24 protein-coding genes and 1 tRNA gene are annotated in these 24,299 nt (G+C 22.3%); 16 read left to right on the top strand and 9 right to left on the bottom strand.

Going from position 1 to position 24,299, the window contains the following annotated elements; all coding sequences use genetic code 11:
• Positions 1 to 30 precede the first annotated feature (30 nt).
• The 9 genes from rpsP (at position 31) to mfd (ending at position 8,127) form a co-directional block, all read left to right on the top strand.
• On the top strand, positions 31 to 336 hold the full coding sequence (rpsP, locus tag N3A58_02000) for a 30S ribosomal protein S16 (protein MCX8058170.1): 306 nt from the start codon (positions 31 to 33) through the stop codon (positions 334 to 336).
• A gap of 124 nt (positions 337 to 460) precedes the next feature.
• Positions 461 to 697 (top strand): KH domain-containing protein, encoded by a 237-nt coding sequence (locus tag N3A58_01995; protein MCX8058169.1) that lies wholly within the window; start codon positions 461 to 463, stop codon positions 695 to 697.
• Positions 690 to 1,205 carry a hypothetical protein gene (locus N3A58_01990; GenBank protein MCX8058168.1) on the top strand — a complete coding sequence of 172 codons (516 nt, stop codon included), beginning with the start codon at positions 690 to 692 and terminating at the stop codon, positions 1,203 to 1,205. Before N3A58_01995 ends, N3A58_01990 begins: the two co-directional genes overlap by 8 nt.
• Entirely contained in the window at positions 1,205 to 1,942 is a 738-nt protein-coding gene (trmD, locus tag N3A58_01985; GenBank protein ID MCX8058167.1) for a tRNA (guanosine(37)-N1)-methyltransferase TrmD, read from the top strand. Before N3A58_01990 ends, trmD begins: the two co-directional genes overlap by 1 nt.
• The gene (gene rplS, locus N3A58_01980) at positions 1,935 to 2,276 is read left to right on the top strand and encodes a 50S ribosomal protein L19 (protein ID MCX8058166.1); all 342 of its coding nucleotides are present in this window, start codon (positions 1,935 to 1,937) and stop codon (positions 2,274 to 2,276) included. Before trmD ends, rplS begins: the two co-directional genes overlap by 8 nt.
• A gap of 49 nt (positions 2,277 to 2,325) precedes the next feature.
• On the top strand, positions 2,326 to 3,039 hold the full coding sequence (locus N3A58_01975; protein MCX8058165.1) for a hypothetical protein: 714 nt from the start codon (positions 2,326 to 2,328) through the stop codon (positions 3,037 to 3,039).
• Complete coding sequence (locus N3A58_01970; protein ID MCX8058164.1) at positions 3,008 to 3,301, top strand: EscU/YscU/HrcU family type III secretion system export apparatus switch protein; 294 nt, start codon at positions 3,008 to 3,010, stop codon at positions 3,299 to 3,301. The genes N3A58_01975 and N3A58_01970 overlap by 32 nt, the downstream gene beginning before the upstream one ends.
• The gene (locus tag N3A58_01965) at positions 3,276 to 4,619 is read left to right on the top strand and encodes an HD-GYP domain-containing protein (GenBank protein ID MCX8058163.1); all 1,344 of its coding nucleotides are present in this window, start codon (positions 3,276 to 3,278) and stop codon (positions 4,617 to 4,619) included. Before N3A58_01970 ends, N3A58_01965 begins: the two co-directional genes overlap by 26 nt.
• 118 nt (positions 4,620 to 4,737) lie before the next feature.
• Positions 4,738 to 8,127 carry a transcription-repair coupling factor gene (gene mfd / locus N3A58_01960; GenBank protein ID MCX8058162.1) on the top strand — a complete coding sequence of 1,130 codons (3,390 nt, stop codon included), beginning with the start codon at positions 4,738 to 4,740 and terminating at the stop codon, positions 8,125 to 8,127.
• A 28-nt stretch (positions 8,128 to 8,155) separates the two neighbouring features.
• On the opposite strand, the gene N3A58_01955 is transcribed toward mfd, so the two are convergent.
• Positions 8,156 to 8,545 carry a response regulator gene (locus N3A58_01955; GenBank protein ID MCX8058161.1) on the bottom strand — a complete coding sequence of 130 codons (390 nt, stop codon included), beginning with the start codon at positions 8,543 to 8,545 and terminating at the stop codon, positions 8,156 to 8,158.
• A gap of 258 nt (positions 8,546 to 8,803) precedes the next feature.
• Here N3A58_01955 and N3A58_01950 point away from each other — a divergent pair, with 258 nt between their 5' ends.
• Together N3A58_01950 and N3A58_01945 are read left to right on the top strand one after the other, a co-directional pair.
• A complete protein-coding gene (locus tag N3A58_01950) occupies positions 8,804 to 9,676 on the top strand; it encodes a hypothetical protein (GenBank protein ID MCX8058160.1) in 873 nt (290 codons plus the stop codon).
• A gap of 143 nt (positions 9,677 to 9,819) precedes the next feature.
• Positions 9,820 to 11,703 carry an alpha-galactosidase gene (locus N3A58_01945; protein ID MCX8058159.1) on the top strand — a complete coding sequence of 628 codons (1,884 nt, stop codon included), beginning with the start codon at positions 9,820 to 9,822 and terminating at the stop codon, positions 11,701 to 11,703.
• Positions 11,704 to 11,758: 55 nt separating this feature from the next.
• On the opposite strand, the gene N3A58_01940 is transcribed toward N3A58_01945, so the two are convergent.
• The 5 genes from N3A58_01940 to tig form a co-directional block, all read right to left on the bottom strand.
• The gene (locus tag N3A58_01940) at positions 11,759 to 12,364 is read right to left on the bottom strand and encodes a 1-acyl-sn-glycerol-3-phosphate acyltransferase (protein MCX8058158.1); all 606 of its coding nucleotides are present in this window, start codon (positions 12,362 to 12,364) and stop codon (positions 11,759 to 11,761) included.
• 61 nt (positions 12,365 to 12,425) lie between these two features.
• The gene (locus N3A58_01935) at positions 12,426 to 13,610 is read right to left on the bottom strand and encodes a hypothetical protein (GenBank protein MCX8058157.1); all 1,185 of its coding nucleotides are present in this window, start codon (positions 13,608 to 13,610) and stop codon (positions 12,426 to 12,428) included.
• Positions 13,611 to 13,640: 30 nt separating this feature from the next.
• Positions 13,641 to 14,918, bottom strand: coding sequence for an ATP-dependent Clp protease ATP-binding subunit ClpX (clpX, locus tag N3A58_01930; protein ID MCX8058156.1), 1,278 nt, complete (start codon positions 14,916 to 14,918; stop codon positions 13,641 to 13,643).
• Between the two features lie 131 nt (positions 14,919 to 15,049).
• The gene (clpP, locus tag N3A58_01925; protein MCX8058155.1) at positions 15,050 to 15,688 is read right to left on the bottom strand and encodes an ATP-dependent Clp endopeptidase proteolytic subunit ClpP; all 639 of its coding nucleotides are present in this window, start codon (positions 15,686 to 15,688) and stop codon (positions 15,050 to 15,052) included.
• A 176-nt stretch (positions 15,689 to 15,864) separates the two neighbouring features.
• Positions 15,865 to 17,289, bottom strand: a complete 1,425-nt coding sequence (gene tig, locus N3A58_01920) for a trigger factor (protein ID MCX8058154.1) — start codon at positions 17,287 to 17,289, stop codon at positions 15,865 to 15,867.
• A gap of 236 nt (positions 17,290 to 17,525) precedes the next feature.
• On the opposite strand from tig, the gene N3A58_01915 reads away from it, so the two are divergent.
• On the top strand, positions 17,526 to 18,509 hold the full coding sequence (locus N3A58_01915; GenBank protein ID MCX8058153.1) for a D-glycerate dehydrogenase: 984 nt from the start codon (positions 17,526 to 17,528) through the stop codon (positions 18,507 to 18,509).
• 68 nt (positions 18,510 to 18,577) lie between these two features.
• Positions 18,578 to 19,060, top strand: a complete 483-nt coding sequence (locus N3A58_01910; protein ID MCX8058152.1) for a 23S rRNA (pseudouridine(1915)-N(3))-methyltransferase RlmH — start codon at positions 18,578 to 18,580, stop codon at positions 19,058 to 19,060.
• A 163-nt stretch (positions 19,061 to 19,223) separates the two neighbouring features.
• On the opposite strand, the gene N3A58_01905 is transcribed toward N3A58_01910, so the two are convergent.
• Positions 19,224 to 20,258 carry a PilZ domain-containing protein gene (locus tag N3A58_01905; GenBank protein ID MCX8058151.1) on the bottom strand — a complete coding sequence of 345 codons (1,035 nt, stop codon included), beginning with the start codon at positions 20,256 to 20,258 and terminating at the stop codon, positions 19,224 to 19,226.
• Positions 20,259 to 20,553: 295 nt separating this feature from the next.
• On the opposite strand from N3A58_01905, the gene N3A58_01900 reads away from it, so the two are divergent.
• The gene (locus N3A58_01900; protein ID MCX8058150.1) at positions 20,554 to 20,892 is read left to right on the top strand and encodes a YjgN family protein; all 339 of its coding nucleotides are present in this window, start codon (positions 20,554 to 20,556) and stop codon (positions 20,890 to 20,892) included.
• Positions 20,893 to 20,970: 78 nt separating this feature from the next.
• Here N3A58_01900 and N3A58_01895 read toward each other — a convergent pair whose 3' ends face one another.
• Both N3A58_01895 and N3A58_01890 read right to left on the bottom strand, forming a co-directional pair.
• The gene (locus N3A58_01895; GenBank protein ID MCX8058149.1) at positions 20,971 to 21,474 is read right to left on the bottom strand and encodes a GAF domain-containing protein; all 504 of its coding nucleotides are present in this window, start codon (positions 21,472 to 21,474) and stop codon (positions 20,971 to 20,973) included.
• A 220-nt stretch (positions 21,475 to 21,694) separates the two neighbouring features.
• Positions 21,695 to 21,765 (bottom strand) — tRNA-Gly (locus N3A58_01890).
• 217 nt (positions 21,766 to 21,982) lie between these two features.
• Between N3A58_01890 and N3A58_01885 the strand changes: the two genes are divergently transcribed.
• Both N3A58_01885 and N3A58_01880 read left to right on the top strand, forming a co-directional pair.
• On the top strand, positions 21,983 to 22,675 hold the full coding sequence (locus tag N3A58_01885) for a hypothetical protein (protein ID MCX8058148.1): 693 nt from the start codon (positions 21,983 to 21,985) through the stop codon (positions 22,673 to 22,675).
• A gap of 196 nt (positions 22,676 to 22,871) precedes the next feature.
• Positions 22,872 to 24,029 (top strand): TRAM domain-containing protein, encoded by a 1,158-nt coding sequence (locus N3A58_01880; GenBank protein ID MCX8058147.1) that lies wholly within the window; start codon positions 22,872 to 22,874, stop codon positions 24,027 to 24,029.
• Positions 24,030 to 24,299: the final 270 nt, after the last annotated feature.

Here is a 24,299-nt window from a genome sequence, read left to right as displayed (position 1 = left end):
ATAAGATAAAAATCAGGAGGAAAAGAGCAAATGGTTAAAATTAGATTAAAAAGAACTGGAAAAAGGAACCAGCCATATTTTAGGATTGTTGTAACAGATGAAAGATTTCCAAGAGATGGAAGATTTATTGAAGAGCTTGGATATTATAATCCAAGAGAAGAAAGTTGGGAAAAAAAATTAACATTAAAAGGTGCAAATGATGAAATTGAAAAGAAAAAAACAATCGAGAGATTGATTTATTGGTATAAATTAGGAGCTGAACCAAGCCCTACAGTTTATCAGTTACTTGCCAAGAATGGAATATTATTGAAACCAGAATTAAGGAAAAAAAGTTAATAATAAAGTTTAATGTATAAAAAGATATAGATATTAAATTATTATAATAATTGCTCATATTAATAGATTTTATTAAGTGAGTTTTTGGTAAAACAAAAGAAAATGAGTGAAAGGAGATGAAATTATGAAAGAAAAGGAATTTCTTGAATTTATAGTAAAAAATCTAGTAGATCATAAAAATGATGTTATTATAAATGTAATTGAAGGAGAGAGACTTACCTTACTTGAACTTAAGGTTCATAAAGAAGATGTAGGTAAAGTTATTGGGAAATATGGAAATATTGCAAAAGCAATAAGAACTTTATTAAATGTAGCAGGTACAAAACAAGGTAAAAAGGTGGTGCTTGAAATCCTTGACTAATTTAATTTTGTGTGGTAAGATTATTTCAACTTTTGGGAAAGAAGGATATATAAAATTAAAAAAGTACAATTTTGAGGATGATTATTTTTTTAATATCGAAAGATTTTATTTAGATAAAGAAGGATTTTATTATTTAGAAAAGGAAAATATAAAAAAGATTAAAGATATATTTTTAGTAAAATTTAAGAATGTTGATAAAATTGAAATTGCTTATAAATTGTGTGGTTTTATTCTTTTTGGAAAACTAGATTTTAAGTATTTAAAAAAAGATGCAGTAATATATAAGTTAGAGCAATATAAAATTATTTTAAAAGATGATTTGTTTAAAACTTATGAAACTGATTTAAAAATAATTAATTTAGAGATAAGTAAAGAAAAAAGTTATTTTAATATTTTAGTGAACGGTATTGAATATCTCTTGCCGATTGAAGACTTTTTTGTTGAAATTGATAATAAAAATAAAATAGTAAAGTTAAAAAATTTAAATGAAGTGATAAACTTAAGGTGATTTTATTTAATATAATAACTTTATTCCCTGAAGTATTTGAAATTTATTTAAATATTTCTTTATTTAAAAAAGGTAAAAAAAAGGGTATTTTTAATTATAATATAATAAATTTAAGGGAATTTGGGATTGGAAAACATAGAAAAGTAGATGATTATCCCTATGGCGGGGGTAAAGGAATGATACTTAGACCAGAACCCCTTGCTAAAGCATTAAATAGTATAAGTGATAAGGGAATAATTATTTATTTTTCACCAAAAGGAAAACTTTTAAACAATGAATTAATAAAAAGTTTTTTCGAGTTTGAAATAAAAAAAGATGGCAATTTTAATAAAGAAGTATTAAAAAAAGAGAATAAAGCTTTTTCTTTAATTTGTGGAAGATATGAAGGTATTGATCAAAGGATTATTGATAATTATGTTGATTTGGAAATATCTATTGGTGATTTTGTATTAACAGGTGGTGAGTTGCCAGCTCTATGCTTTATTGATTGTGTTTTAAGACAATGTACTGGATTTCTTGATAAAAATGCTTTAAAAGAAGAAAGTTTTGAGGGTAATTTGCTTGAGTACCCTCATTATACACGGCCTGAAATATTTATGGGTTATAAGGTACCTGAAGTTTTATTATCTGGTAACCATAAAGAAATTGAAAACTGGAGATTTTTAGAAAGAGTTAAAATAACGAAGGAAAATAGAAAAGATTTATATTATAAATTTCTGGAGGAAAACTATGAATAAAATTGATGAATTAACAAAAGATTATACAGAAAAAGATTTAGGGGACTTTAGGGTTGGAGACACTGTAAAAGTTTATTATAAGATAAAAGAAGGAGATAAAACGAGAATACAACCTTATGAGGGTACAGTTATAGCTTTTAGAAATCATGGGGTTTCAAAAACTTTTACAGTAAGGAAAATTTCTTATGGTGTTGGGGTAGAGAGAATATTTCCTTATTATTCTCCAAATGTAGAAAAAGTTGAAGTATTAAAAAGAGGTAAAGTTAGAAGAGCAAAACTTTATTATCTTAGAAAATATGTTGGCAAAAAGGCAAAAGTAAAAGAAAAAAAGTAGTTTTGCTTTTAATGGGATAAAAGATATAAAAAATTTATCTAAAGAGTTGGTGCAGGATAACGAAGGTATATTAAAGCCAGGTTTAAGATACAGGGGTGTTATAAAATCAAAAGTTGATTCAAATAAATATCTAGTAGAAATAAAAGGAAATAACTATATTATAGATTTACCTTATAATAAGCTTCCAGGAAGTTCTGTATTGTTAAAATTAATTTCTCTTAATCCTAAACCAATTTTTGAATATAGTATTTTAGAAAATAAAATATTTAATGAATTAGTTACTTTTTCAAAATTTTTAAATGATAAAAAAATTGACTTTTATAATTTAATTGAAGATTTAAAATTTAATGATTTTATTTTCGAGTTAAATGAGGAATTAAATAAAATAAAAGAGAATGATAAATATAATAAATATCCAAGTGATAACTTATTGGAAGAAGGCAATATAGTTTTTTTAAATATTGATGAAAATTATATTATACCGATAAAAGATGAAAGTAGGAAAATTATTATATCAATAGAAAATAAGGATAAAAAGGGTTTTAGTATTTTATTTTTATTAAATGAGTTTTACTATTGTAAAATTATTCTTAGTAAGGACAAATCTGGCTTTTACAATATGAATGTAAAAAGTAATTTTAAAAAGTATCTTAAAGGTTTAAAAGAAAAATATGAAAATAATGAATTTATCACTTTGAGTTATAGAGATAAAATAAGAGTTATTTTTACTTATGAAGAAGAGAGCTTTAGTTATAAAATATAATAAAGAAGAGTTTGGTCCGAAAATATTAATAAAAGGTGAGGAACTTTTAGCAAAAAAAATCTTAGAAAAAGCTAAAGAATATGGCATTTTGATAGTTGAGGATAAAGAGAAGTTACAAATTTTGTGGAATGGAGTTGAAGAAGGGGAAATTATTCCTGAAGATTTATGGGAGATATTAGTTGATATTTATAGGTTTGTTATTAAATTCAATAGGAATTTTTTAAAAGAGGTTTTTTATGAGAGTAAAGGTAAAGGTGAGTGATCTTATAGTAGGAAAAGTATACCCATCAGCCTTATATACTGATGAAACAAATATTATTATTCCAGCCAATGTACCAGTAAAACAATCAGATATAGATAGAATGAAAAGGTGGAAAATAGAAGAAGTTGAGTATGAACTGCCTGATTCTTTAAATAATCAAAAAAGCAATGTAGATATTGATTCTTCTAATATTAAAAATATAAATAAACAAAATATTGATAATCAGAATGGAACTTCAAATATAGTTAATAAGGGTAGTAATATGGATAAAAAAGAAAATGAAAAATTATCTCCAGAAAAAAGAAAAGAACTTCTTGCTAAAGCTCTTAAATTGTATTCAAAAGATGTAAGTGAGATTGAGAAAAATGTAAAAGAAACAAAAAAAGGAACAGAAGATCTATCAGTTAAGATGATTAAAAATTATAATGATTTTACTAAAAGACTAAACGATCTATTTTTTGAAATTAAAAAAGGTAGCTTAATATCTCATAATGCTGTTGATCAACTTACACAAGATATAATTAATCTAGTTAAATCAAATAAATATGAGTTGCTAAGTTTTATTTATAATTATACAGATGAAAATGTTCCATATTTAGTTTTACACTCTATTAATGTAACAATTTATAGTATTGTGATAGGTATAGGACTTGAGTATCCTCAATTTAAAATTTCCCAACTTGTTAAAGGTGCTCTTTTTCATGATTGTGGAATGCTTAATATTAAACCGGAAATAATTCAAAAAGAAGGAAAACTAACAGATGAAGAATTTAAAATTGTAAAACAGCATCCTATTCTTGGTCAAAAACTTTTAAATCAGAAACTTGGCTTTTCTTCTGAAATTGCAAATGTTGCACTTGAACATCATGAAAGATATAATGGAAGTGGCTATCCATCTGGATTAAAAGGGGACGAGATATCGGCCTTTGGAAGGGTAGTTGCAATTGCAGATTCTTATGATGCTATGACTCAAAAAAGATCTTATAAAACAAAATACATGTCATCAATTGCTATTAAAAGTGTACTTTCAGCAGCTAAAAATCTTTATGATCCCAATATTTTGAGGACTTTTTTATCTATAATGAGCATATATCCTATCGGATCCCTTGTTCAATTGAACAATGGTATAATTGGTTTGATAATAAGATCAAACCCCAAATTACCACTAAGACCTGTTGTTAAAGTATTAATGGATGAATTTGGTGAAAAGGTTAATGAAAAATATGAAATAGATTTAGAAGAATCAAATTCTTTATATATTACACAATCTTTAGATCCAAAAGAGTTTAATTTAGATTTAAGTGATATACTTGATTAAATTTTTGTTATTAAATTTATGGTTTTTATTTACATTGTATTTTTATCAATTAAATTTCAATTTAATTTTTAGTTTAATTTCATTTTAAGATTTAAAGAGCTATAAAATTATATATAATATGGATAAATTTTCAATTAATAATAGTTTAATTAATTTATTTAAAGATTTTGATAATTTATTTCAAAAATTATCCTTTTTTGATAAGGAAATAAATATTAAAAACTTAACTTTCCATCTTCTACCTATTTTAATAAAAAATCTTATTAAATTTAACAAAAATGAAAAGATAATAATAGTTTATAATAAAAAGGAGGATTTTTATCAGTTATATAATTATTTTATAAATTTTTTTGACAAAGAATGTTTAGATATTTTTAGTTCAATTCCTTTATATCCTTATGAATTTAATAAATATGATAAGTTAATTACTTATAAAAGGATAAAAACTTTAAATAATTTAATTGAAGAAAAAATAAACATCGTTTTTACTGATATTTTAGGGTTCATATACCCAGTTATAAAAAAAGAAGTTTTAGTTGAAAAAAAGATTTATATAAGAAAAGGACAAAAAATTTCGCAGGAAAAATTTTTACAAAAATTGATATCTTGTGGATTTAATCTTGTTGAGGAACCTCAATATTATGGTGAATTTTCAAAGAAGGGAGAGATTTTTAATATTTTTTATTCTCCTCTTGAGAACCCTGTTAAAATAGATTTTTTTGATGATATATGTGAATTTATTAAGATATATGAAAAGGATTCAGGCAAAATAATTAAAGAGATTGATGAAATAAATATTTTACCTGTAAAAGAGTTTTTTATAAATAATAAAATAGATCTGCTTGAGGAGATAGGGAAGAATAATTTATATGATGAAAATTTGCACTTTATTATTGAAAGCATTTCATCAGGAGAGGATTTTGCTTCTATTTGGTTTACTTCAGATAATAATAGGAGTTTTTTAATTGATTATTTTGTTAATGATTTTAGGGTAATATTCTATAATTTTAATAAAATATACGATGAGTTTACAGCTATTTTTAATTTATTTGATTCTATTTATAATGGAGAAGGAATAAAAAGTTTAACAACCAAAGATAAATTAATATTAAAAATAAAAAAAAATTACTATAGTGATAGAGGAAGATACATAAAGATATATAATGAAATTGATGAAAATTACCAAACAATAAATATTAAAACTTTTATTGATTTAGAAACATATTTTGTTGAAAGCTATGAAAATAATTTTGAAAAATTTAATTTTGATAAAAGTATTTTATCTAAAAAAAATTATGAAATTTATATTTCAGGAAATGATGAACAGATAAAAAAATGTAAATTAATTTTCAAAGATGATTTTATAAATTATATAAAACTTGAAATAAAAAAAGGCTTTAAAAATGAAATAATAAAAAAAGTATTATTTTCATATGGAGATATTATACAAGAAAGATTTAAAATTAAAAGTGGTGAAAAAGCTGAAGTTAAACAAATAGAAGACTATCTAGATATAAAACCAGGGGATTATATTGTTCATATTAAGTATGGAATTGGTTTATATAAAGGGATAAAGTCTATTCTTATTGAGGATAATTATAAAGATTTTATAAGCATAGAATATAAAAATGGTGAGGAATTGAATGTACCAATAGATAAAATTGGCTTTTTACAAAAGTATATTGCATTTGGAGATTATAAACCTAAACTTGATTCTCTTTCGGGTAAGACATGGAAAAAAACAGTTGAAGAAACAAAAAAGAATATTTATGAATTTGCATTAAAGCTTTTTGATATTTATGAAAAAAGAAAAAAGGAAAAAGGCATATCATTTTTACCAGATAATGATGAAATGAAAAAATTTGAGGATGAGTTTGAGTTTGTTGAAACATATGACCAATTAAAAACGATCGATGAAGTAAAAAAGGATATGGAAGCAAGCTATCCTATGGATAGGCTTGTATGTGGGGATGTAGGATTTGGGAAAACTGAAATAGCAATGAGAGCTGCATTTAAGGCTGTATATTCGGGTTACCAAGTTTTATTTTTATGCCCTACAACAGTTTTAGCAAACCAGCATTTTGAGGTTTTTTCAAAAAGGTTCAGAAATTATCCAGTGAATATTGGCATAATATCTAGATTAGTATCTAAAGAAGAGCAAAATAAAATAATTAAAGATATTAGAAATGGAAATGTGGATATTTTAATTGGTACACATAGAGCACTTTCAAAAGATATACAATTTAAAAATTTAGGTTTACTTATTATTGATGAAGAGCAAAAATTTGGTGTAGAGCATAAAGAAAAAATAAAAATGATGAAATATAATATAGATGTTTTATCTTTAAGTGCCACCCCAATTCCAAGAACACTTTACCTTTCATTAATAAAATTGAGACCTGTTTCTGTAATAAATACTCCACCAGAAAATAGAAAACCAGTAAAAGTCTTTATTTCAAAATTTTCAGATGAAGTTATTAAAAATGCTATAAAAAATGAACTTGAAAGAGAAGGAAAGGTTTATATTATTCACAATAGAATTAGTACTATTGCAGTTTTTACTTCATATGTAAATTCTCTTTTTGACAATAAACTTTCAATTACTTATATTCATGCTAGAATGGAAAAATCAGAAATAAAAAATAAAATAAGAAATTTTATTAATGGACTTTATAGAGTTCTTGTTGCTACAACAATTATAGAGTCAGGAATAGATATTCCTGATGTTAACACAATTATAATTGACGAAGCAGAAAAATTTGGGTTATCTACACTTTATCAATTAAAAGGAAGAGTTGGTAGGAGAGAAAAAGAAGCTTTTGCTTATTTATTGTATAAAAATGATTTGGTTAATTCTATTGGGATTAAAAGACTTGAAATAATTGAGGAGTATGCAGAACTTGGAAGTGGATATAAAATTGCTATAAAAGATCTTGAACTAAGGGGATATGGTGATATTCTTGGTAAAGAGCAATCTGGATTTATATCAAGAGTTGGATTTCAAATGTATAAATTATTGTTAGAACAAGTAACAAATAGTATAGAAAATAAAGAAAAAAAAGATATCAAAAAATGTGAAGTTGAAATTGATACAGGAGGATATGTTCCAGAAAATTATATATGTGATAAAGAAAAAAGATTTGAAGTTTATCAGAGACTTTATTTTATAGATAAACAAGAGGATTTAATTGATTATATGCAAGAATTACAAAAAAATTATGGCCCAATACCAGATAATTTAGCAAATCTATTTTTATTAAATGAGATTAGGATATTAGGTCAAGATAAAAGAATTGATAAAATATGGGAGGATAAAGAAAATATTATATTTTTTATTAATGAGAGTTCAAAATTAAACCTTTCTTTGTTGGTAAAAAAGATTGAAAAGGGAGAAATAATTATAGATAAAAAAAACAAGAACATATTTAAAATTAAAAATATTTTTATTTCTTTTGAAGAAAAATGCAAATATTTAAAAGACTTAATTAATCAAATTTTTGAATTATAAATAATTCTTAAAGCTTGTAATTTTATAATTATAATATTGAGAATTTATTTTTATCAATAATTCCATTTGATAACTTGTTTATAAAATCTTTTAATTCAGATATTTTAAATGGCTTTTTTATGTACCCATTTGCTCCTAGTTCTTTTGTTTTTTCAATGTTTTCATTATCTGTTAATGCTGATATAACATAAACTGGAATATCTTTTGAAACATTATCTTTTCTGATCATTTTAAGGACATCAAAACCATTTAAACCTTTCATCATAATATCTAGGAATATGAGGTCTGGTTTTTCATGATAAATTAAAAAAAGCCCATCTTTCCCAGAGCTTGCAATATTAATTATATGATCAGAGGATAGAGCTTCTTTAAGGAGTTCAAGTAAATCCTTATTATCTTCAATAAAAAGAATTTTCATATATTATCCTCACTATACTAATTCTTAAATTATTTTATAATAAATTGTAAAAATTAATTTAAATTTAATTAAAAAAATTATTAAAAAAATTAAAAAAGTTTAATTTTAAAAGTTTTTACATTAAATTTTCAATAAGATTATAATCTAATAATTTTAAAATTCAATGATTAAAAAATATTAAATTTATATAAAAAAGTTGAATAATTAAAAATAATTGTTAAAATATTTATTGAATAATAAATTATTAGGAGGTTTTTTATGATTAAAAATTACAAGGTTTTATCTATACTTTTTTTCTTGATAATTTCATTTGTAATTTTTACATCTCAAACTACAGATGTTATAAAGCAGGCAGATGAATTTTATTTAAAAGATGATTTTCAGAGTGCTTATAATGTTCTTAAAAAGGCTTATGATGCTGGCAATAAAGATTATGAACTATTATGGAGATTAGCAAGAGCTACTAAGAATTTAGTAAATAAAGATTTAGAAAAAAATGATAAAAAGAAAGCTATATCTATTTATGAAGAGGCTCAAAAATATGCTGAAGAAGCGAACAAAGTAAAACCACAAAATGATATGGGGCACTATTGGCTTGGAGCTATCTACGGTTCTATTGGACTTCTTAAGGGAGTACTTAATGCAGTAGCATTAATGGATCCTATGGAAAGAGAAGGAAAAGCAGCTATTGAATATAATAAAAATTTTGGCGATGGTTATTTTTTAATTGCTAACTTATATTATAAAGGTAGAGCAGCTTTACCACTTGCAAATAAAGATAACGCTTATATGATTGCTTTTTCTTTTATGCTTAAAGCTATTGAACTTGCTGAAGCTAAAGCTTATGAAACAGATATTTTATCATTGATGTATAAAGATTTTATATTCTTTTTAACAAATAGAAAATATGATTTAAATAAATCTGTAAGCATTTGGGAAGAATGTAAAAAAAATTATGATAAAGCTAAAGATTGGTATGAAAAAGCTAAATTTTATTATGGCTTCTTACCAAAACCTGTTAAAGCTGATGTTGAGTTAGCAAAAGATTATCTACAAAAATTACTTGCTCTTCCATCAGTCCATAGGTGGGATAGAGAAGCTAAAGAGGAAGCTAAGGAGATGTTAAAGTAGTTTAAAAAAAGTTATAATGTTGAATAATAATTATTTAATTATTTGCAAAATAACCCATTTAGTAAATAAATTATAAAGATTAATTTTTATTTATTTAAATATATTATATAATATTAAAGTAAAATTAAAAAAAGGAGATGTTAGTGGGAGGAGTTAATTTAAAATTATATGATAATATAAATTATGGTATAAAATATTTTGATAATGGTGATTTTATTGTTAAAATTTTTAATAAAAATGAAAAATTAAATAAATTTACTCTTTTTAATTTGAATGATTTACTTGAATATTTTAAAATAGAATTTGAGAAAAAAGATGATTTATATTTTTTTTCAAATGGTTTTCAGTCTTGGTCAATTACAAAAGAATATAAATTAAATGAAAAATATGAAAAGTTAGCTTTGCTTAAGGTTTTTAATAAATTTGTTTTAAGAGATAGAACATTCATTAAGAATAGAAACAACCTTTTTTATTCAAACTATTTTACTTACTTTAGAATAAAAAATAAATATATAGCATTGTTATTTTTACCATTAAAAACTCCTCCTGCTATTTTCTATTTTAACAAAAGAACTTTTGAAATATCTGTGGATTTTTTATTTAATTATCTAGATGATTTAAATGAGGGATTTTTGGGGGATTTGTTAATCTTTTATGCAGAAGGTTTTTTTGAATTTAAAGAGAAACTTATTTTTTATAGGGATAAAATGGATATTATATGTAGATTTACGGAGATTCTTAAAAATAATAAAATAACTATAAATTATAAATATATTATAGGTTGGGAGTCTTGGTATAACCATTACTCACACATAAATAGAGAAATTATTTTAAATAATTTAGAAAATTTGTTAAAAACAGAGAATATATTTACAAAACTAATAAATAAAAATTTTATAAATAAAAATCAAATTATATTTCAAATAGATGATGGATGGGAAGTTACAGTGGGGGAATGGGAAGTAAGAAATGATAGGTTTCCTGAAGGAATGAAATATATTGCAGATAAAATTAAGGATTTAGGATTAATTCCTGGAATATGGATTGCCCCATTTGTTTTAACAAGGTTTTCTAAAATATATAAGGAAAAATTTGAATGGGTTCTAAAAGATGAGAATGGTATTCCAGTTGTTGCAGGTTTTATTCCAACCCCTGAATGGGGGAATCAATTTTATATACTTGATCTTTCTATTAAAGAAGTTCAAGATTATTTAAAAGAAGTTTTTAATAAGTTGATCATAGAATGGGGTTATAAATTTTTGAAACTAGATTTTTTATATGCAGGTCTTATCGAAGGAAACTTTAAAAATGGAAAAAGTGCTTATGTATGGTATGAAAATGCATTGAATTTGATAACTTCGTATGATGCTATTTTTCTTGGGTGTGGAGTTCCATTACAAACTTCTTCTAATTATTTCCATATAAATAGAATTGGAGCAGATGTAAAGGAAAAATGGGATGAAAACTTACCAAAATTAATAAGGCATCAGGGTAGACCTTCTGCTTATATATCTTTAATAAATGTTTTAAATAGATCAATATTTGATAAAGTATTTTATTTTAATGATCCAGATGTTTTTTTCACAAGAAACAATAATATTGAGCTTAGTTATAATGAAAAAGAATTAATAGCTTTAGCTAATTTCTTATTTGGAAGTCAACTAATGATTTCTGATGATCTATTTGATCAAAATAATATTGATCTTCTATTAATAGATAAAATAATTTATTATTTTGAAAAATTAAAGGATTTCAGTTTTGGAAATGTTAGAATTAATAAAGATATATATTTAATTTTTTCTAAAAATTTTGAGTATATAGGTTGTATAAATCTAAGAAATAGTGATTTTTATATAAAAATTGAAGATTTTTATTTATACTTTAAAGGTTTCTTTGGAGGTAAGTTTATTGAAAAGTTCGAAAAATTTGAAAAATTTAGAGAAAAAATAGAAAACCCCTTAATAAATAATTTTAAAATTAGTAATGATAAATTATTCTTTTCTAAACATTCGATTTCATTGTTTTAATTTGAAACTTTTTCTAGAATTGTTATTAATACAATAGTAATATTTTTAACTACTTTTATTTATTTCTTATTTCATTTAATAAAATATTACACAATTCTTCAATAGATGAATTATTTTTTTTTATTGATAAATTTTCTTTACTATTTTGTTGAGAGTTTTTGTAATAATTAGAAAAAAATATTGGATTTTTAAAGTATATATTGACAGATAATCTTTTTAAAAATGTTTTAGTACAATTAGCAGGCCATTCAATATGGACAGGAACTATAGGAATATTTTCTTGTAAAGCAATATAAATAGTTCCAGGTTTTATTTTAATTTTTGATAGATCTTTACCTTTTGTCCTAGTTCCCTCTGGAAACATTAAAAGTACCTTTTTTTCTTCTATTAGTTTTTTAACAAGTTTTAAACTTGATGTTTTAAAGTTTTTTCTATCTATTGGAAAAGAATATAATGATTTTAGTATGATATTTATAGGAAAATATTTAAAGAGCTCTTTTTTAGCCATAGTTATTGGAATAATTGGGTATAAAGCATAGTAAAGAATTGGGGGATCCCAATTTGAAAAGTGATTTGATGCTACTATGTAAGGTCCGTTATTTGGAATTTTTTCTTTACCATGAACCTTTATATTAAAAAGAAAATTTAATAACTTGGGCATAAATAATTTAGCAATTTTAAAAGTTAAAGTCATTTTATTTTTCTATAAATTTAATAAAAAATTATTTAAAATATTTTGAGAAATAGAATTTTTCATTAAAAGGGTATAGAACTAAATCATTAAAAACAAAGTTATCTATAACATCTATAACTTCATTTGTTATTCTTTCTTTTGCTTCAAATGTATAAGAACCAATATGAGGTGAAAAGATAGTATTATATTTAAATTTAAACAAATCTGAATAAAATACTGGTTCGCTATCAAAAACATCTGAAGCATAGCCTTTAAGTTTTTCTTCTGAAAGAAGGTTTATTAATGATGTTTCATCTATTATTTCTCCTCTTGATGTATTGATTATAAAAGAATCTTCTTTAATATTTTCAAGAAAATCGTAATTTAAAAATTTATATGTTTCATCTGTTAATGGGACATGTAAAGATATAATATCTATAGTATTTAATATATTTTTTAATTTTTCAAAATTATTTATAAATCCAATTTTAAATTCTGGTAAGAGGAGATTTGGATTTATTAAAAAAGAAGGATTTTTATTTTTAAAGTTACTAAATTTTTTTGAATAATTGTGTTTGAGTTTATATATAAGATTTGTATATTCAGAATATATATCTTTTTCTTTTTCATTCATATAAGGATCATACACATATATATTTGTACTATAACTTGAAAAAAGTTTGCATACTTCTTTACCAACCCATCCAAAACCAATAATTAAAACATTTTTTCCAGAAAGCTCAATGTTTAATGATGAATTACCTCTCCAATTACCACCTCTAATATGATCATCGAAAAATTTTATTTTTTTAATTAAAGATAAAGTTAATGATAAAGTATGCTCTGCTGCAGCAATATAGTTAGCTTTGGGAGTATTTTGTCCAATTATTTTTTTTGAATACAGATATTTAATATCTATATTGTCATAACCAGATCCAGCTCTGATAAATAATTTGGAGTTTTTGAATAAATCAATTATATTTTTATCTATTATAACATTTGTCCTAAAGATAACAATATCTATTGAGCTAAAAAAATTATTTCCAAAATCTAATAATATTTCATTTTTTATTGAATCAAAAATTTGATCTGGATTTTTTAAGAATTTATAATTATTTAAATTTTTATATTTTTTAAAATAGGAAGATAAGTTGTAAACATTATGTGAGTTGTCTCTTGCCCAATAATAAAACTCATCATTTAAATTTTCAATCAAAGCAATGTTTAATTTCACAAAATAAATATATAATAAAATATAATAATTTCAATCTGCTACTATTTTATTTTTAAAATTATTAGAGTATTCATATATAGGTTCTTTAGTTCCTTCTATAAACTCTTTAGTTATAATAATTTTTTTGATTGAATCATTCTCTGGAACATTAAACATAATATCCAATAATTTATTTTCAAGTATAGATCTTAAACCTCTCGCTCCTAATTTTCTTGTATATGATAGATGAGCCACTTCTTTTAATGCTTCTTCAGTAAAAATAAGTTCTTTGTTTTCAAGCTGAAAAAGTTTTTGATATTGTTTTATAATAGAATTTTTAGGTTCTATTAATACTCTTACAAGATCTTCCTCTTTTAACTCATCAAGAACAGCAATTACAGGCATTCTTCCAACAAGTTCAGGAATAATTCCATATTTTATAAGATCATCAGGCAAAATATTTTTTATAATATTTGCGTTGTCAGATTTTTCTGGAAAAATAGCTTCAAAACCGATTGAACTTTTTTTCAACCTTTTTTCTATTATCTTTTCAATTCCAACAAAAGCACCTCCAAGAATAAATAGAATATTAGTAGTATCAATCTGTAAAAATTCTTGATATGGATGTTTTCTTCCTCCTTGTGGAGGAACATTTGCAATAGTTCCTTCGACAATTTTTAGTAGAGCTTGTTGAACTCCTTCACCTGAGACATCTCTAGTGATAGAAGGACTTTCACTTTTTCTTGAGATTTTATCTATTTCATCAACATAAATAATTCCTCTTTGAGCTTCTTCTATATCTCCATTAGCATTTTGTATTAATCTTAATAGAATGTTTTCAACATCTTCTCCAACATATCCAGCTTCTGTTAATGTAGTTGCATCAGCAATTGCAAAAGGTACATTAAGTAGTTTGGCTAAAGTTTGTGCTAGAAGTGTTTTACCACTACCAGTTGGACCTAAAAGTAATATATTAGATTTTTGAATTTCAATGTTACTGCTATCTTTTATACTATTTTTATTTCTTAAATTGTGATATATTCTTTTATAATGATTATAAACTGCTACTGATAATATCTTTTTTGTTTCTTCTTGCCCAACTACATATTGGTCAAGATAATTTTTTATTTCTTTTGGATATGGTAATTTATAAGGCATTTTATTTTCATCTTCTATTTGATTATTAAAATTCTTTGAGTATTTATATAAAAAATCAATGCATTCGGAACAAATTGAACCTTCAAAACCTTTAAAAATTTCTTTTACTTCTTTCTCGCTTTTTCCACAAAAGGAGCATTTTGTAATTTCTTGATTATCTTTTCTATTCATTTTCTTACCTATAAATTATTTATTAAAATTATTTTATTAATCATTAAAAATATACATTTGATAAATATAGAAATTTATATAAATAAAAAATATATAATATGTAACATAAAAAGAATTTATCCTTATATTTTCTACCTTTTTTCTATAATTTTATCTATGATTCCATAATCTTTTGCTTCTTTAGAACTCATGAAATAATCTTTTTCAATATCTTTTTTTATTTTGTCTTTAGTTTTACCTGTATGTTTTGCTAATATTTCAATAATAACATTTTTTAAAATCATTATTTCTTTTGCTTGTTGTTCAATATCGGAAGCTTTCCCCTGGAAACCCCCCCAAGGTTGATGAATCATAATTCTTGAATTTGGTAATGCTATTCTTTTCCCTTCTTTCCCTGAAGCAAGAAGAATAGCAGCCATTGAAGCAGCCATTCCAATGCATATTGTAGCTACTGGAGGTTTAATATATTGAATTGTATCATAAATTGCAAGTCCAGCAGTAATCGAACCTCCAGGTGAATTTATATAAAGAAAAATGTCTTTTTCTTGATCTTCAGATTCTAAAAATAAAAGTTGAGCTATAGTAAGTTTTGCAGTAATATCATTAATTTCACCATCTAAAAAAACTATTCTATCCTTCAGTAGTCTCGAAAAAATATCATAAGCTCTTTCTCCACCTGGTACTTGTTCAATTACGTATGGAATGTAATAGGAATTTTTCAATAAATTTTCGGGATCTTTATTTCTGATTTCAAAATCTTTTTCTTTCATATTTTCCTCTTTGTTTAAATAATTAAGATTTTTTTATTAATTATTAATAGTTTTTAATTTAATTTTATACAATTTTTAATTTAATTATTTTTTTTTAATTTATTAATTTTTTATTTTATAGTTTATTTTATTAAAATTAATTTATTTTTAATTAATTTAATTTTTTAAGAAAATTATTATTGATCACTTTTTTTATTTTTGTTCATATTTTCCCATTCTTCATATGCTTTTTTCGTTTTTTCATCTTCTTCTTTATTTTTTTCTTCTATTATTTTATTTATATCTTTTATAAAATATTTTTTCCCTTCTTTTTTTGTTACATTATTTATAAAATAATCTTCAATTTTTCTTAGTTTGATAAAAAACTCAACGTTTTCCTTGTGTTTATTCACCTCTTTATATATTTCATCTTTACTTTTTTTCGTTCTTATTGTTTCTTCTTCAACAAATTTATCAATATCTTCTTTTGTAACTTGAGGATTTAGTTTTTTTAAATATTCTAATTGAATTAATTCTATTTGAATATCTTTTATTGTAGATGGCCTAAAAGAATATAAAAAGCCTTCCTTTTCTTTTCCACTTAAACCTATCAATTTTTCAAAAACTTCATCTGAAATATTAAATTGTTTCTTGTATGAATCGAAAGCTCTTTTTATTCCAAAATTAATGTATGTTTCTGGTATTAAAAATTCAGATTTTTTGATAATTTCATCATAAATTTTTCTAAGGTTATGACTTCTTTCAAAATTTTTTGCATATTCTGTTAATTGATTTTTTATTTCTTGCTTCCATTCTTCTATTGTGTTAAATGCTGAATAATCTTTGGCAAAATTATCATCAATTTCAGGATATTTTCTTTCTTTTACTTCATTTATAGAAATATTAATTTTAACTTTTTTATTTTTTACATCGTTTTCTATTATTTCATTTTCATTGATTTTTGTATAGTCTTTAATAATTTCTTTTTTATCTCCTTTTTTTAAACCTATTAATTCATCATCTATATTTAATTTTAAAAAATTATCTCCTATGATGATTGTTTGTTCTGTAAGCTCTTTAATTTTATTTCCTTCGGAATCAAAAATTTGTAAATTAATGTTTATGTAATCTCCTTTAGAGGATTGATTATCCTTTATTTCGAGAGTAGAATAGTTTTTTTGATATGCTTTAAGCTCATCCATTACATCTTCGTTGCTTACATTGAAGTTATCGTAATTTATTATAACTTCTGATAATTCACAAATTTTAGCTTCTGCGGGCAACTCAAAGTTATAAGTAATTTTAATATCTTTATTAAAATCTAATTCTTTATTATCAAAATCTATATATGGTTCATTAATTGGATTAATATTTTCTTTTTTTAATATCTCTTCATACTCTTTAGATACTATTTCTTTGAATGTCTCAAATTTAATAGATTCACCATATTTTGCTTCTATTAAGGATCTAGGAGCTTTTCCTGGTCTAAATCCTTTTATTTGAATTTTTGGAATATAATTTTGTAATGTTTTTTCATATTCGGTCTTTAAATATTCCTTTGTTATTGTTAAATTAATCTTGCCTTTTATTCCTTCTTTTTCAAATTTGTAATCTAAACTCATAATGACAATTCCTTAATTTTTTATTATTTTGTAAAAAAAAAATAACAAAAAATTAATAAATAATCAATTCTAAATTTTTATTTTTATAAAATTTTATTGATAAAACAAAAATATAATATAATTTAAAAACAATAATTAATTTTATAAATTTTTTTATATTCCAATATATTAAAATTTAAATTAAATATCAAATTTTTTTAAAATAGAAAAAAAAATTTAATTTTTAGAGGGATTTTATGGAAAAATTGAAAATTATTATATTTGGTGATCTTTTTGAAGATATCTGTTTAAAATTAGAAAAATATTATGATATTATGTTTGATAAGAAAAATAAAATTGATAATAAAAAAAATTTTATTGAAAAGATTAAAGATGCTGATGGTATAATTGTTTTATTGAATTTTAAGATTGATGAAGAAATAATTGATCAATCAAAAAAACTAAAAATTATAGGTAATTATGCAGTAGGTTACAATAATATAGATATAAAAAAAGCAACAGAAAAGAAAATAATTGTTTTAAATACACCTGATGTTTTGACTGAAGCTACTGCAGAAACAGCATTAACTTTAACTTTTATGGTTGCTAAAAGAGCAAAGGAAGCTTTAAAGGATATTGAAAATGATGCTGTAAAAAATTGGGGTCCAAAATATCTTTTAGGAAAAGATATTCATGGGAAAATAGTTGGTATAATTGGGGCTGGTAGAATAGGGGGAAGTTATGCAATGAAAATGAAAGCTCTAGGTTGTAAAGTTTTTTATTATAATAGACATACAAACCCGGAACTTGAATTTAATGGTATATACAAAAAAGATTTAAATGAATTATTAAAAATTTCTGATATAATTTCTATTCACACACCATTGACAGAAGAAACAATGAATATGATAAATGAAGAGAGAATAAATCTTATGAAAGATGATGCTATTTTGATTAATACCTCAAGAGGAGAAGTTATTGATGAAGAAGCTTTAATAAGAGCTCTTGAAAGAGGTAAATTTTTTGGAGTTGGGCTTGATGTTTTTCATAATGAACCTAAGCTTGATGATAGGCTAAAAAAATTCAATAATGTTGTAGTATTTCCCCATATTGGGTCTGCTACTATTGAGACAAGAAGAAGAATGAATGAGTTACTAGTAGAATCTTTTTTACTATTTTATGAAAGAAAATATGATCAAATAAAAAATATTGTTAATAAAAATGTTCTTGATTATCTATAAATTATAATAAAGATTAAATTTTATGATTTTTTATAATAATTGTAATTAATATAAAATAAACCTAAAATATGAAAAAAATATTTGTTTTAACAATAGGGAAAACACATTTTAATGAGATAGATAGTATTTGTAATATATTTAAAAAAAGAATTGAGAGTTTTTATAAAATAAATGAAATATATATTAAAGAGAGTAATGAGAAAAATTTAGAAAAAGATATTTTAGAAAAGCTAGAATCAATAAATAAGACTAAAATTAGAATAGGAGATTTTAATAAATTAGATAATTTACTTTGTTTTTCTGAAGAAGGGAATTCTCTTACTTCGCAAGAGTTTTCAAATTTAATAATTGATAATATGCTTTGTGACTTTGATCATATAATATTTATGATTGGAAATAGGGATGGAATTCCTTCAAATATTAAAAAAATTTCAAAATATATAATTTCATTTTCCAAATTAACATTTGGTCATCAAATATTTAAAATTATGGTCTATGAACAGATTTATAGAAGTATATGTTTAAAAAAAAATATAAAATATGCTTACTAAATAATACTAATTATAGTATTTATATTAATTATATTGTTATATAATATTAAATTGATAAATATGAATAAAAGATAGACCCTTAATTTAATTTATAAAAAATGAACAATACGCGAAATAAAAATAAAACAAAAAACTAGAATTTTGTAAAATATTTAAAAATATTTTATATTAAATATATAAAATCATTTATTAAATAATCTTTTTCTTCAAATATTTTTACTATTTTTATATGAAGAAAATTTTCTTCTTTAGAAACAATTTCTCCTATTAATTTAATAATTTCATTTTCAATTTTAAACTTTATATAAACTCTACTAATGCTTTCAAAAATCTCCACAATATTTTTTTCTTTTATTTCTATTTCTGCTCCATTTATAGATATATTTATTATTGTTCCATTAAATATTTTGTTTAAGATTATCTGCTTTGCTTTTTTTTCAATTAATTCTATTTTAATTGGTTGTAGTTCACATGGGATAGAGCAAGTTTTTCTAATAAATCTTCTTTTTTGATGTCTTCTTAAGTTATCTGAGTGTTCTACAATTAGGGCATTGATTTTTTTGGATTTAATATCTTTTATGATGGTTGTTTCGAAAGAATACCCAGCATCATCAGGTTCATAAAAATATATTGTTATTTTTAAATGCTCAAAATTTTCCAAAGATGAATCTTCAATTAAATTAACCCTTTCTATTATTAAGTAATCATTGTTGCATAAAATGACTTTTGAATCAAAGAATTTACTTTTAAATTGAATTTTTAATTTAGTTCCTTCTTTAAGTGAGTATGTATTAAAGATTTTTCTTTTTTTATAAATATTTGCAGAAGAATTCAATATTCTATAAAGCTTATTTTTTATAGCTATAATTTCATTTTTTTCCATTTTTTTTGAAGAATAATAGTAAATGTATTTAATTATTAAATCTTTTAGAAGTTCAAAGTTTTCAAGATAAGAATTATAATTTTCAATTTTCTCTTTTTTTAATATCTCTAAAAATAAGTTTGCTTCATCTAAAGTTAATCCTCTATTTAAACACCTCTCTTTAAGTAAAGCAATTTTTTCTTCTCCAATTGGATATATTAATTTTCTGATAAATCTTATTCCAATAAATAAAAATATAGGTATTGATATTAAAGATATTATAAAGAGTATAATTTCTAATTCATTTGCAGGTTTTAATGTAAAGAATTCAATCATATAATTTTAATTTTTTTGTTAAATTTCTTTATTTTATTTATTAATAATTATAGTTTAAGTTTTATTTAAATCAAATTACAATTTTTTGTATAAAATAAAATTTTTTATTTAATTTTATACATTTTATCTTATAATTTGATTGTCTAATTTTAATTTATATTAAAATTTGATTTTTAAATATAAAAGTTAAAATTAATTAATAGTTTATATATTTCAATATGATTTTAATAGAAAAAGATAAAATTAGCTTTTAATTATTAGATTACTTCTTTTTTAAGAAATGGAGGAGATATATATGGGTAAGATAAGATTAAATTTTTATGGTAAAGGGGAAAATCTTTTATGGATAAATTTAGTTAATTTTTTTCTTATTTTAATAACTCTTGGATTGAATATTCCATGGGCAATTTGTAGATATAATAGATGGTATTATAGAAACTTATCAATAAATGATAAAAGATTTAAGTTTGTAGGAAAAGGAAGTGAGTTATTCCCATTATATTTTGTTGTGTCCCTTCTTTCAATAATAACTTTAGGTATTTATATCCCATTTGGATATTGTAAAATAATGAAGTGGTTAGCATCAAAAGTCGAAATAATAGATTCAGATGAAGCTGAAAATTTTGATATTTAGAAAAATAGTTATTAATAAAATGATTAAAAAAAATGGTTTTTATTAATTATTATTTTATTATAAATAATTTTTTATTGTTTATAAATTATAACTTGTAGTGATAAATTTATCTGGTAATTTTAAAAAACTATTACATATTTCTTCTAAATATTTTTTATCAATACTATCAAATGCATCATAATTTTTCGAATCGATATCAAAAACACCGTATATATAATCATTACTATTATGCAAAGGTATAACTATTTCAGAATTGGATCTTGCATCACAAGCTATATGGTCTTCAAATTTATGTACATCTGGAACAATTATAGATTCATTGTTAATAACAGCCTTCCAGCAAACACCTTTTGGTTTTGGAAGAATTAAGCAAGCTAAGCTTCCCTGATAAGGTCCAACAATTAATTTATCGTTTTTTAAGAAATAAAATCCTGTCCAAAAATAATAAGGAATTTTGTTATGTAAAATGGATATTATGGTGCTCATTTTTGAGATAATATCTTCAGTTTTATATATATGTTCTGAAATTTGTTTAATAAGTCTTTGATACATCTTCTCTTTTCTTTCAATGTTTTTTTCCATAAAAAATCCTAAAAAATTTACTTTTAACTTTCTTTACAGAAAAACTTTAATTTATTAAAAATAAAAATTTTATTTATTAAATAAAAAAATATTGGGAATAAATAAGTAAATTTTTAAAAATAACTATAAGGTTTTTTAATTATATTAAATATTAAATATATATAATTTTGTTTTGTTATTAAGACAATTATTAAAATTAAAGAAAATTTAAAAAATAAAAAGCGCGAGATGGGAATCGAACCCACGTAATCAGCTTGGAAGGCTGATGTTCTACCATTGAACTACTCGCGCTCTACATATCAGTTTTTTATATTATTAAAAAAAAAAGTCAAGTAAAAAAATTTAAGCATTTGTTTTTAACATTTTTTAAATAATTTATATTACATTTTAAAGAAAAAGAGTAATATAAAATAATATTTTTATTGAAAAATTGTTAATAATTGCTATATATTATAAGGGAAATAAAATATAGTTTTTTTAGTTTTTATTTTTTTAGGAGGTTTTTTTAATGAATAATTTTATTGATAAAATTAAGGATTTAAATAATGAAGTGAAATTAATTTTATTTTTATTCATTGGTTCAATAATTTTATGGTTTTTTAATTTAATAACAGGAACATATTTTTCAAATTTATTATTTTCTTTATTATTTTTATTTATTCCCTTAATTTCTAAATATATTTATGAGATTTTAAAAACAAATTCTAAATTTCAAGAATTAAATATAGAAAGTTCTTCTATAAAAATATATTTAGTAAATTTGTTATTATCAGCTGTTTTAGCTTTTTTTGTTTTTGTAGTTTTTTCTAGAGTTGCATATGGTCCAGCTAATAGTTTTGGTAAAGCTATTGTTTTTGGTTTTTATGGTTTTTTATTAATTGCTTTATTAATGATATCTATAAACTTTATAGATAAATTTAATTTTTTAAAAGAACATAAATATTTAAATATTTCTATTAATGGTATTATTTTTTATTTTTTAATAACTTTAATATTAAAATTAATTTTTGACCCATCACTTTTACCTGGTAAAGGTTTTCAAAGGTTAATTTACCTTTTAATTGAGTCTATTGGTAGTGGATCTGTATATTCTCTTACATGGTACTTTTTAAATAATATGGAAACTATGGATGATTATTTAGAAAGGATTAAAAAGTATAAGATAAAAATAGAAAAAGTTGAAGATAATAATAAGAATTAAAATGTTATTTTTTTATTTTTATTAAATTATATATAAACAACTTACTAACTTAATTAAAAAATAATATCTTGTATAATTTATAAGTAATGTTAATTAAATTTATTTATTAATTAAAGTTTACAATTTTTTAGTTAATTAAATTATTGAATATCTAAGAAAATTTTTAATATTTAATATAGAGGGGAGATTTGTTAAATTGTTAATTACTATAGAAAAAGTGACATATAAAGGTTATGGATTTGGTCATACTGAGGAAGGGAAAATTATTTTTACCCCTTTTGTTTTACCTGGGGAAGAGGTAGAAATAAAAATAAAGGAAGATAAAAAAGATTATTTTATAGGTGAAGTAAAAGATATTGTTAAAAGTTCTCCATATAGAATTAAACCCATATGTGATATTTTTGGTTATTGCGGAGGATGCGATTTTTTAAATGTAGATTATGATTATGAAATAGTTCTAAAAATAGAAATTTTAAAAGAACTTTTTTTTAGAAATCATCTTGAATATGAATTTGAAAATGAAAAGAAATTTGAAATTATTAAATCCCCTTCAAGATTCTATTATAGAAATAATGCTCAATTGAAAGTTTCGGAAAAAGGAGAACTTGGCTTTTTTAAAGAAAAAACTTTGAGAGTTATTCCTTTCAGAAATGACATATGTTTTTTTCTTACTGAGAGAATTAGAGAATTTATAAAAAACTTAAGTGATGATATCCTTTTGTTTAATAAGGGTTTTAGGATTCGTGATGGAATAGATATTTTTTTGAAAGGTCTTAAAGGTTACAAAGAAGATGAAAAAGCTATTTATAAAGTTAAAGATTACTATTATGAACTTGATATAGATGGTTTTTTTCAAGTAAATAAATTTACAAATCCTCTCTTTATTGAGAAAGTTTTAGAAATTATTGGTGATGATAAAATAAATAATTTTGTTGAATTGTATTGCGGAGTTGGTTTTTTTTCAATTCCTATATTTATTAATAAAAAGATTTCTAACTATTATGCATATGAAATATCAAAAAAAGCTATAGATTATGCAAAAATTAACAACTTTAAAAATAATACTTTTATTAATTTTATCCAAATGGATGCTGAAATTGCAATAGACCATGTTGAAGATATTGATATTTTGTTGGTAGACCCACCAAGAAGTGGTTTAACAGAAAGGCTTATAAGTAGAATTATTGAAAAAAAAATTAAAAAATTAATTTATATTTCCTGTAATCCCTCTACTTTTGTAAGGGATTTTTCAAAGTTAAATAGAAATGGTTATAATATTGATAATTTGGTATTTCTTGATAATTTTGCAGGGACTTATCATTTTGAGTTGATATCGAAAATTATTTTAGGTTAATATTTTAAATAATAGAAAATTAGAAATAAAATAATTATAATAAATTAATTGAAATAAAAATTAAAAAATATAAATAAAGAAAGTATACAAATAAATTTTATAAATTTTAAATATTTTTAAAAAAAGAGATTTTAATATATAATATAATTAAAAGAAGGATATAAAAAATATAAATTAGTTAAATTAAATTGGGAAATATTTTAAATAATCAAAATAAGATTTTTCTTGTAACGATTTTTTGTAATACTCCTAATTTGAATACTTATAGAG

Source organism: Spirochaetota bacterium (genome assembly GCA_026415295.1).
In the GTDB taxonomy this organism is placed as follows: domain Bacteria; phylum Spirochaetota; class JAAYUW01; order JAAYUW01; family JAOAHJ01; genus JAOAHJ01.
This window is presented reverse-complemented; position numbering and strand designations above follow the sequence as displayed.

Excerpts from the sequence above, each read along its gene's own strand:
- rpsP (MCX8058170.1), top strand. The coding sequence starts at position 31 with ATGGTTAAAATTAGATTAAAAAGAACTGGAAAAAGGAACCAGCCATAT.
- N3A58_01995 (MCX8058169.1), top strand. The coding sequence starts at position 461 with ATGAAAGAAAAGGAATTTCTTGAATTTATAGTAAAAAATCTAGTAGAT.
- rplS (MCX8058166.1), top strand. The coding sequence starts at position 1,935 with ATGAATAAAATTGATGAATTAACAAAAGATTATACAGAAAAAGATTTA.
- N3A58_01970 (MCX8058164.1), top strand. The coding sequence starts at position 3,008 with ATGAAGAAGAGAGCTTTAGTTATAAAATATAATAAAGAAGAGTTTGGT.
- N3A58_01965 (MCX8058163.1), top strand. The coding sequence starts at position 3,276 with ATGAGAGTAAAGGTAAAGGTGAGTGATCTTATAGTAGGAAAAGTATAC.
- mfd (MCX8058162.1), top strand. The coding sequence starts at position 4,738 with ATGGATAAATTTTCAATTAATAATAGTTTAATTAATTTATTTAAAGAT.
- N3A58_01955 (MCX8058161.1), bottom strand. The coding sequence starts at position 8,545 with ATGAAAATTCTTTTTATTGAAGATAATAAGGATTTACTTGAACTCCTT.
- N3A58_01950 (MCX8058160.1), top strand. The coding sequence starts at position 8,804 with ATGATTAAAAATTACAAGGTTTTATCTATACTTTTTTTCTTGATAATT.
- N3A58_01940 (MCX8058158.1), bottom strand. The coding sequence starts at position 12,364 with ATGCCCAAGTTATTAAATTTTCTTTTTAATATAAAGGTTCATGGTAAA.
- clpX (MCX8058156.1), bottom strand. The coding sequence starts at position 14,918 with ATGAATAGAAAAGATAATCAAGAAATTACAAAATGCTCCTTTTGTGGA.
- clpP (MCX8058155.1), bottom strand. The coding sequence starts at position 15,688 with ATGAAAGAAAAAGATTTTGAAATCAGAAATAAAGATCCCGAAAATTTA.
- tig (MCX8058154.1), bottom strand. The coding sequence starts at position 17,289 with ATGAGTTTAGATTACAAATTTGAAAAAGAAGGAATAAAAGGCAAGATT.
- N3A58_01915 (MCX8058153.1), top strand. The coding sequence starts at position 17,526 with ATGGAAAAATTGAAAATTATTATATTTGGTGATCTTTTTGAAGATATC.
- N3A58_01910 (MCX8058152.1), top strand. The coding sequence starts at position 18,578 with ATGAAAAAAATATTTGTTTTAACAATAGGGAAAACACATTTTAATGAG.
- N3A58_01905 (MCX8058151.1), bottom strand. The coding sequence starts at position 20,258 with ATGATTGAATTCTTTACATTAAAACCTGCAAATGAATTAGAAATTATA.
- N3A58_01900 (MCX8058150.1), top strand. The coding sequence starts at position 20,554 with ATGGGTAAGATAAGATTAAATTTTTATGGTAAAGGGGAAAATCTTTTA.
- N3A58_01895 (MCX8058149.1), bottom strand. The coding sequence starts at position 21,474 with ATGGAAAAAAACATTGAAAGAAAAGAGAAGATGTATCAAAGACTTATT.
- N3A58_01885 (MCX8058148.1), top strand. The coding sequence starts at position 21,983 with ATGAATAATTTTATTGATAAAATTAAGGATTTAAATAATGAAGTGAAA.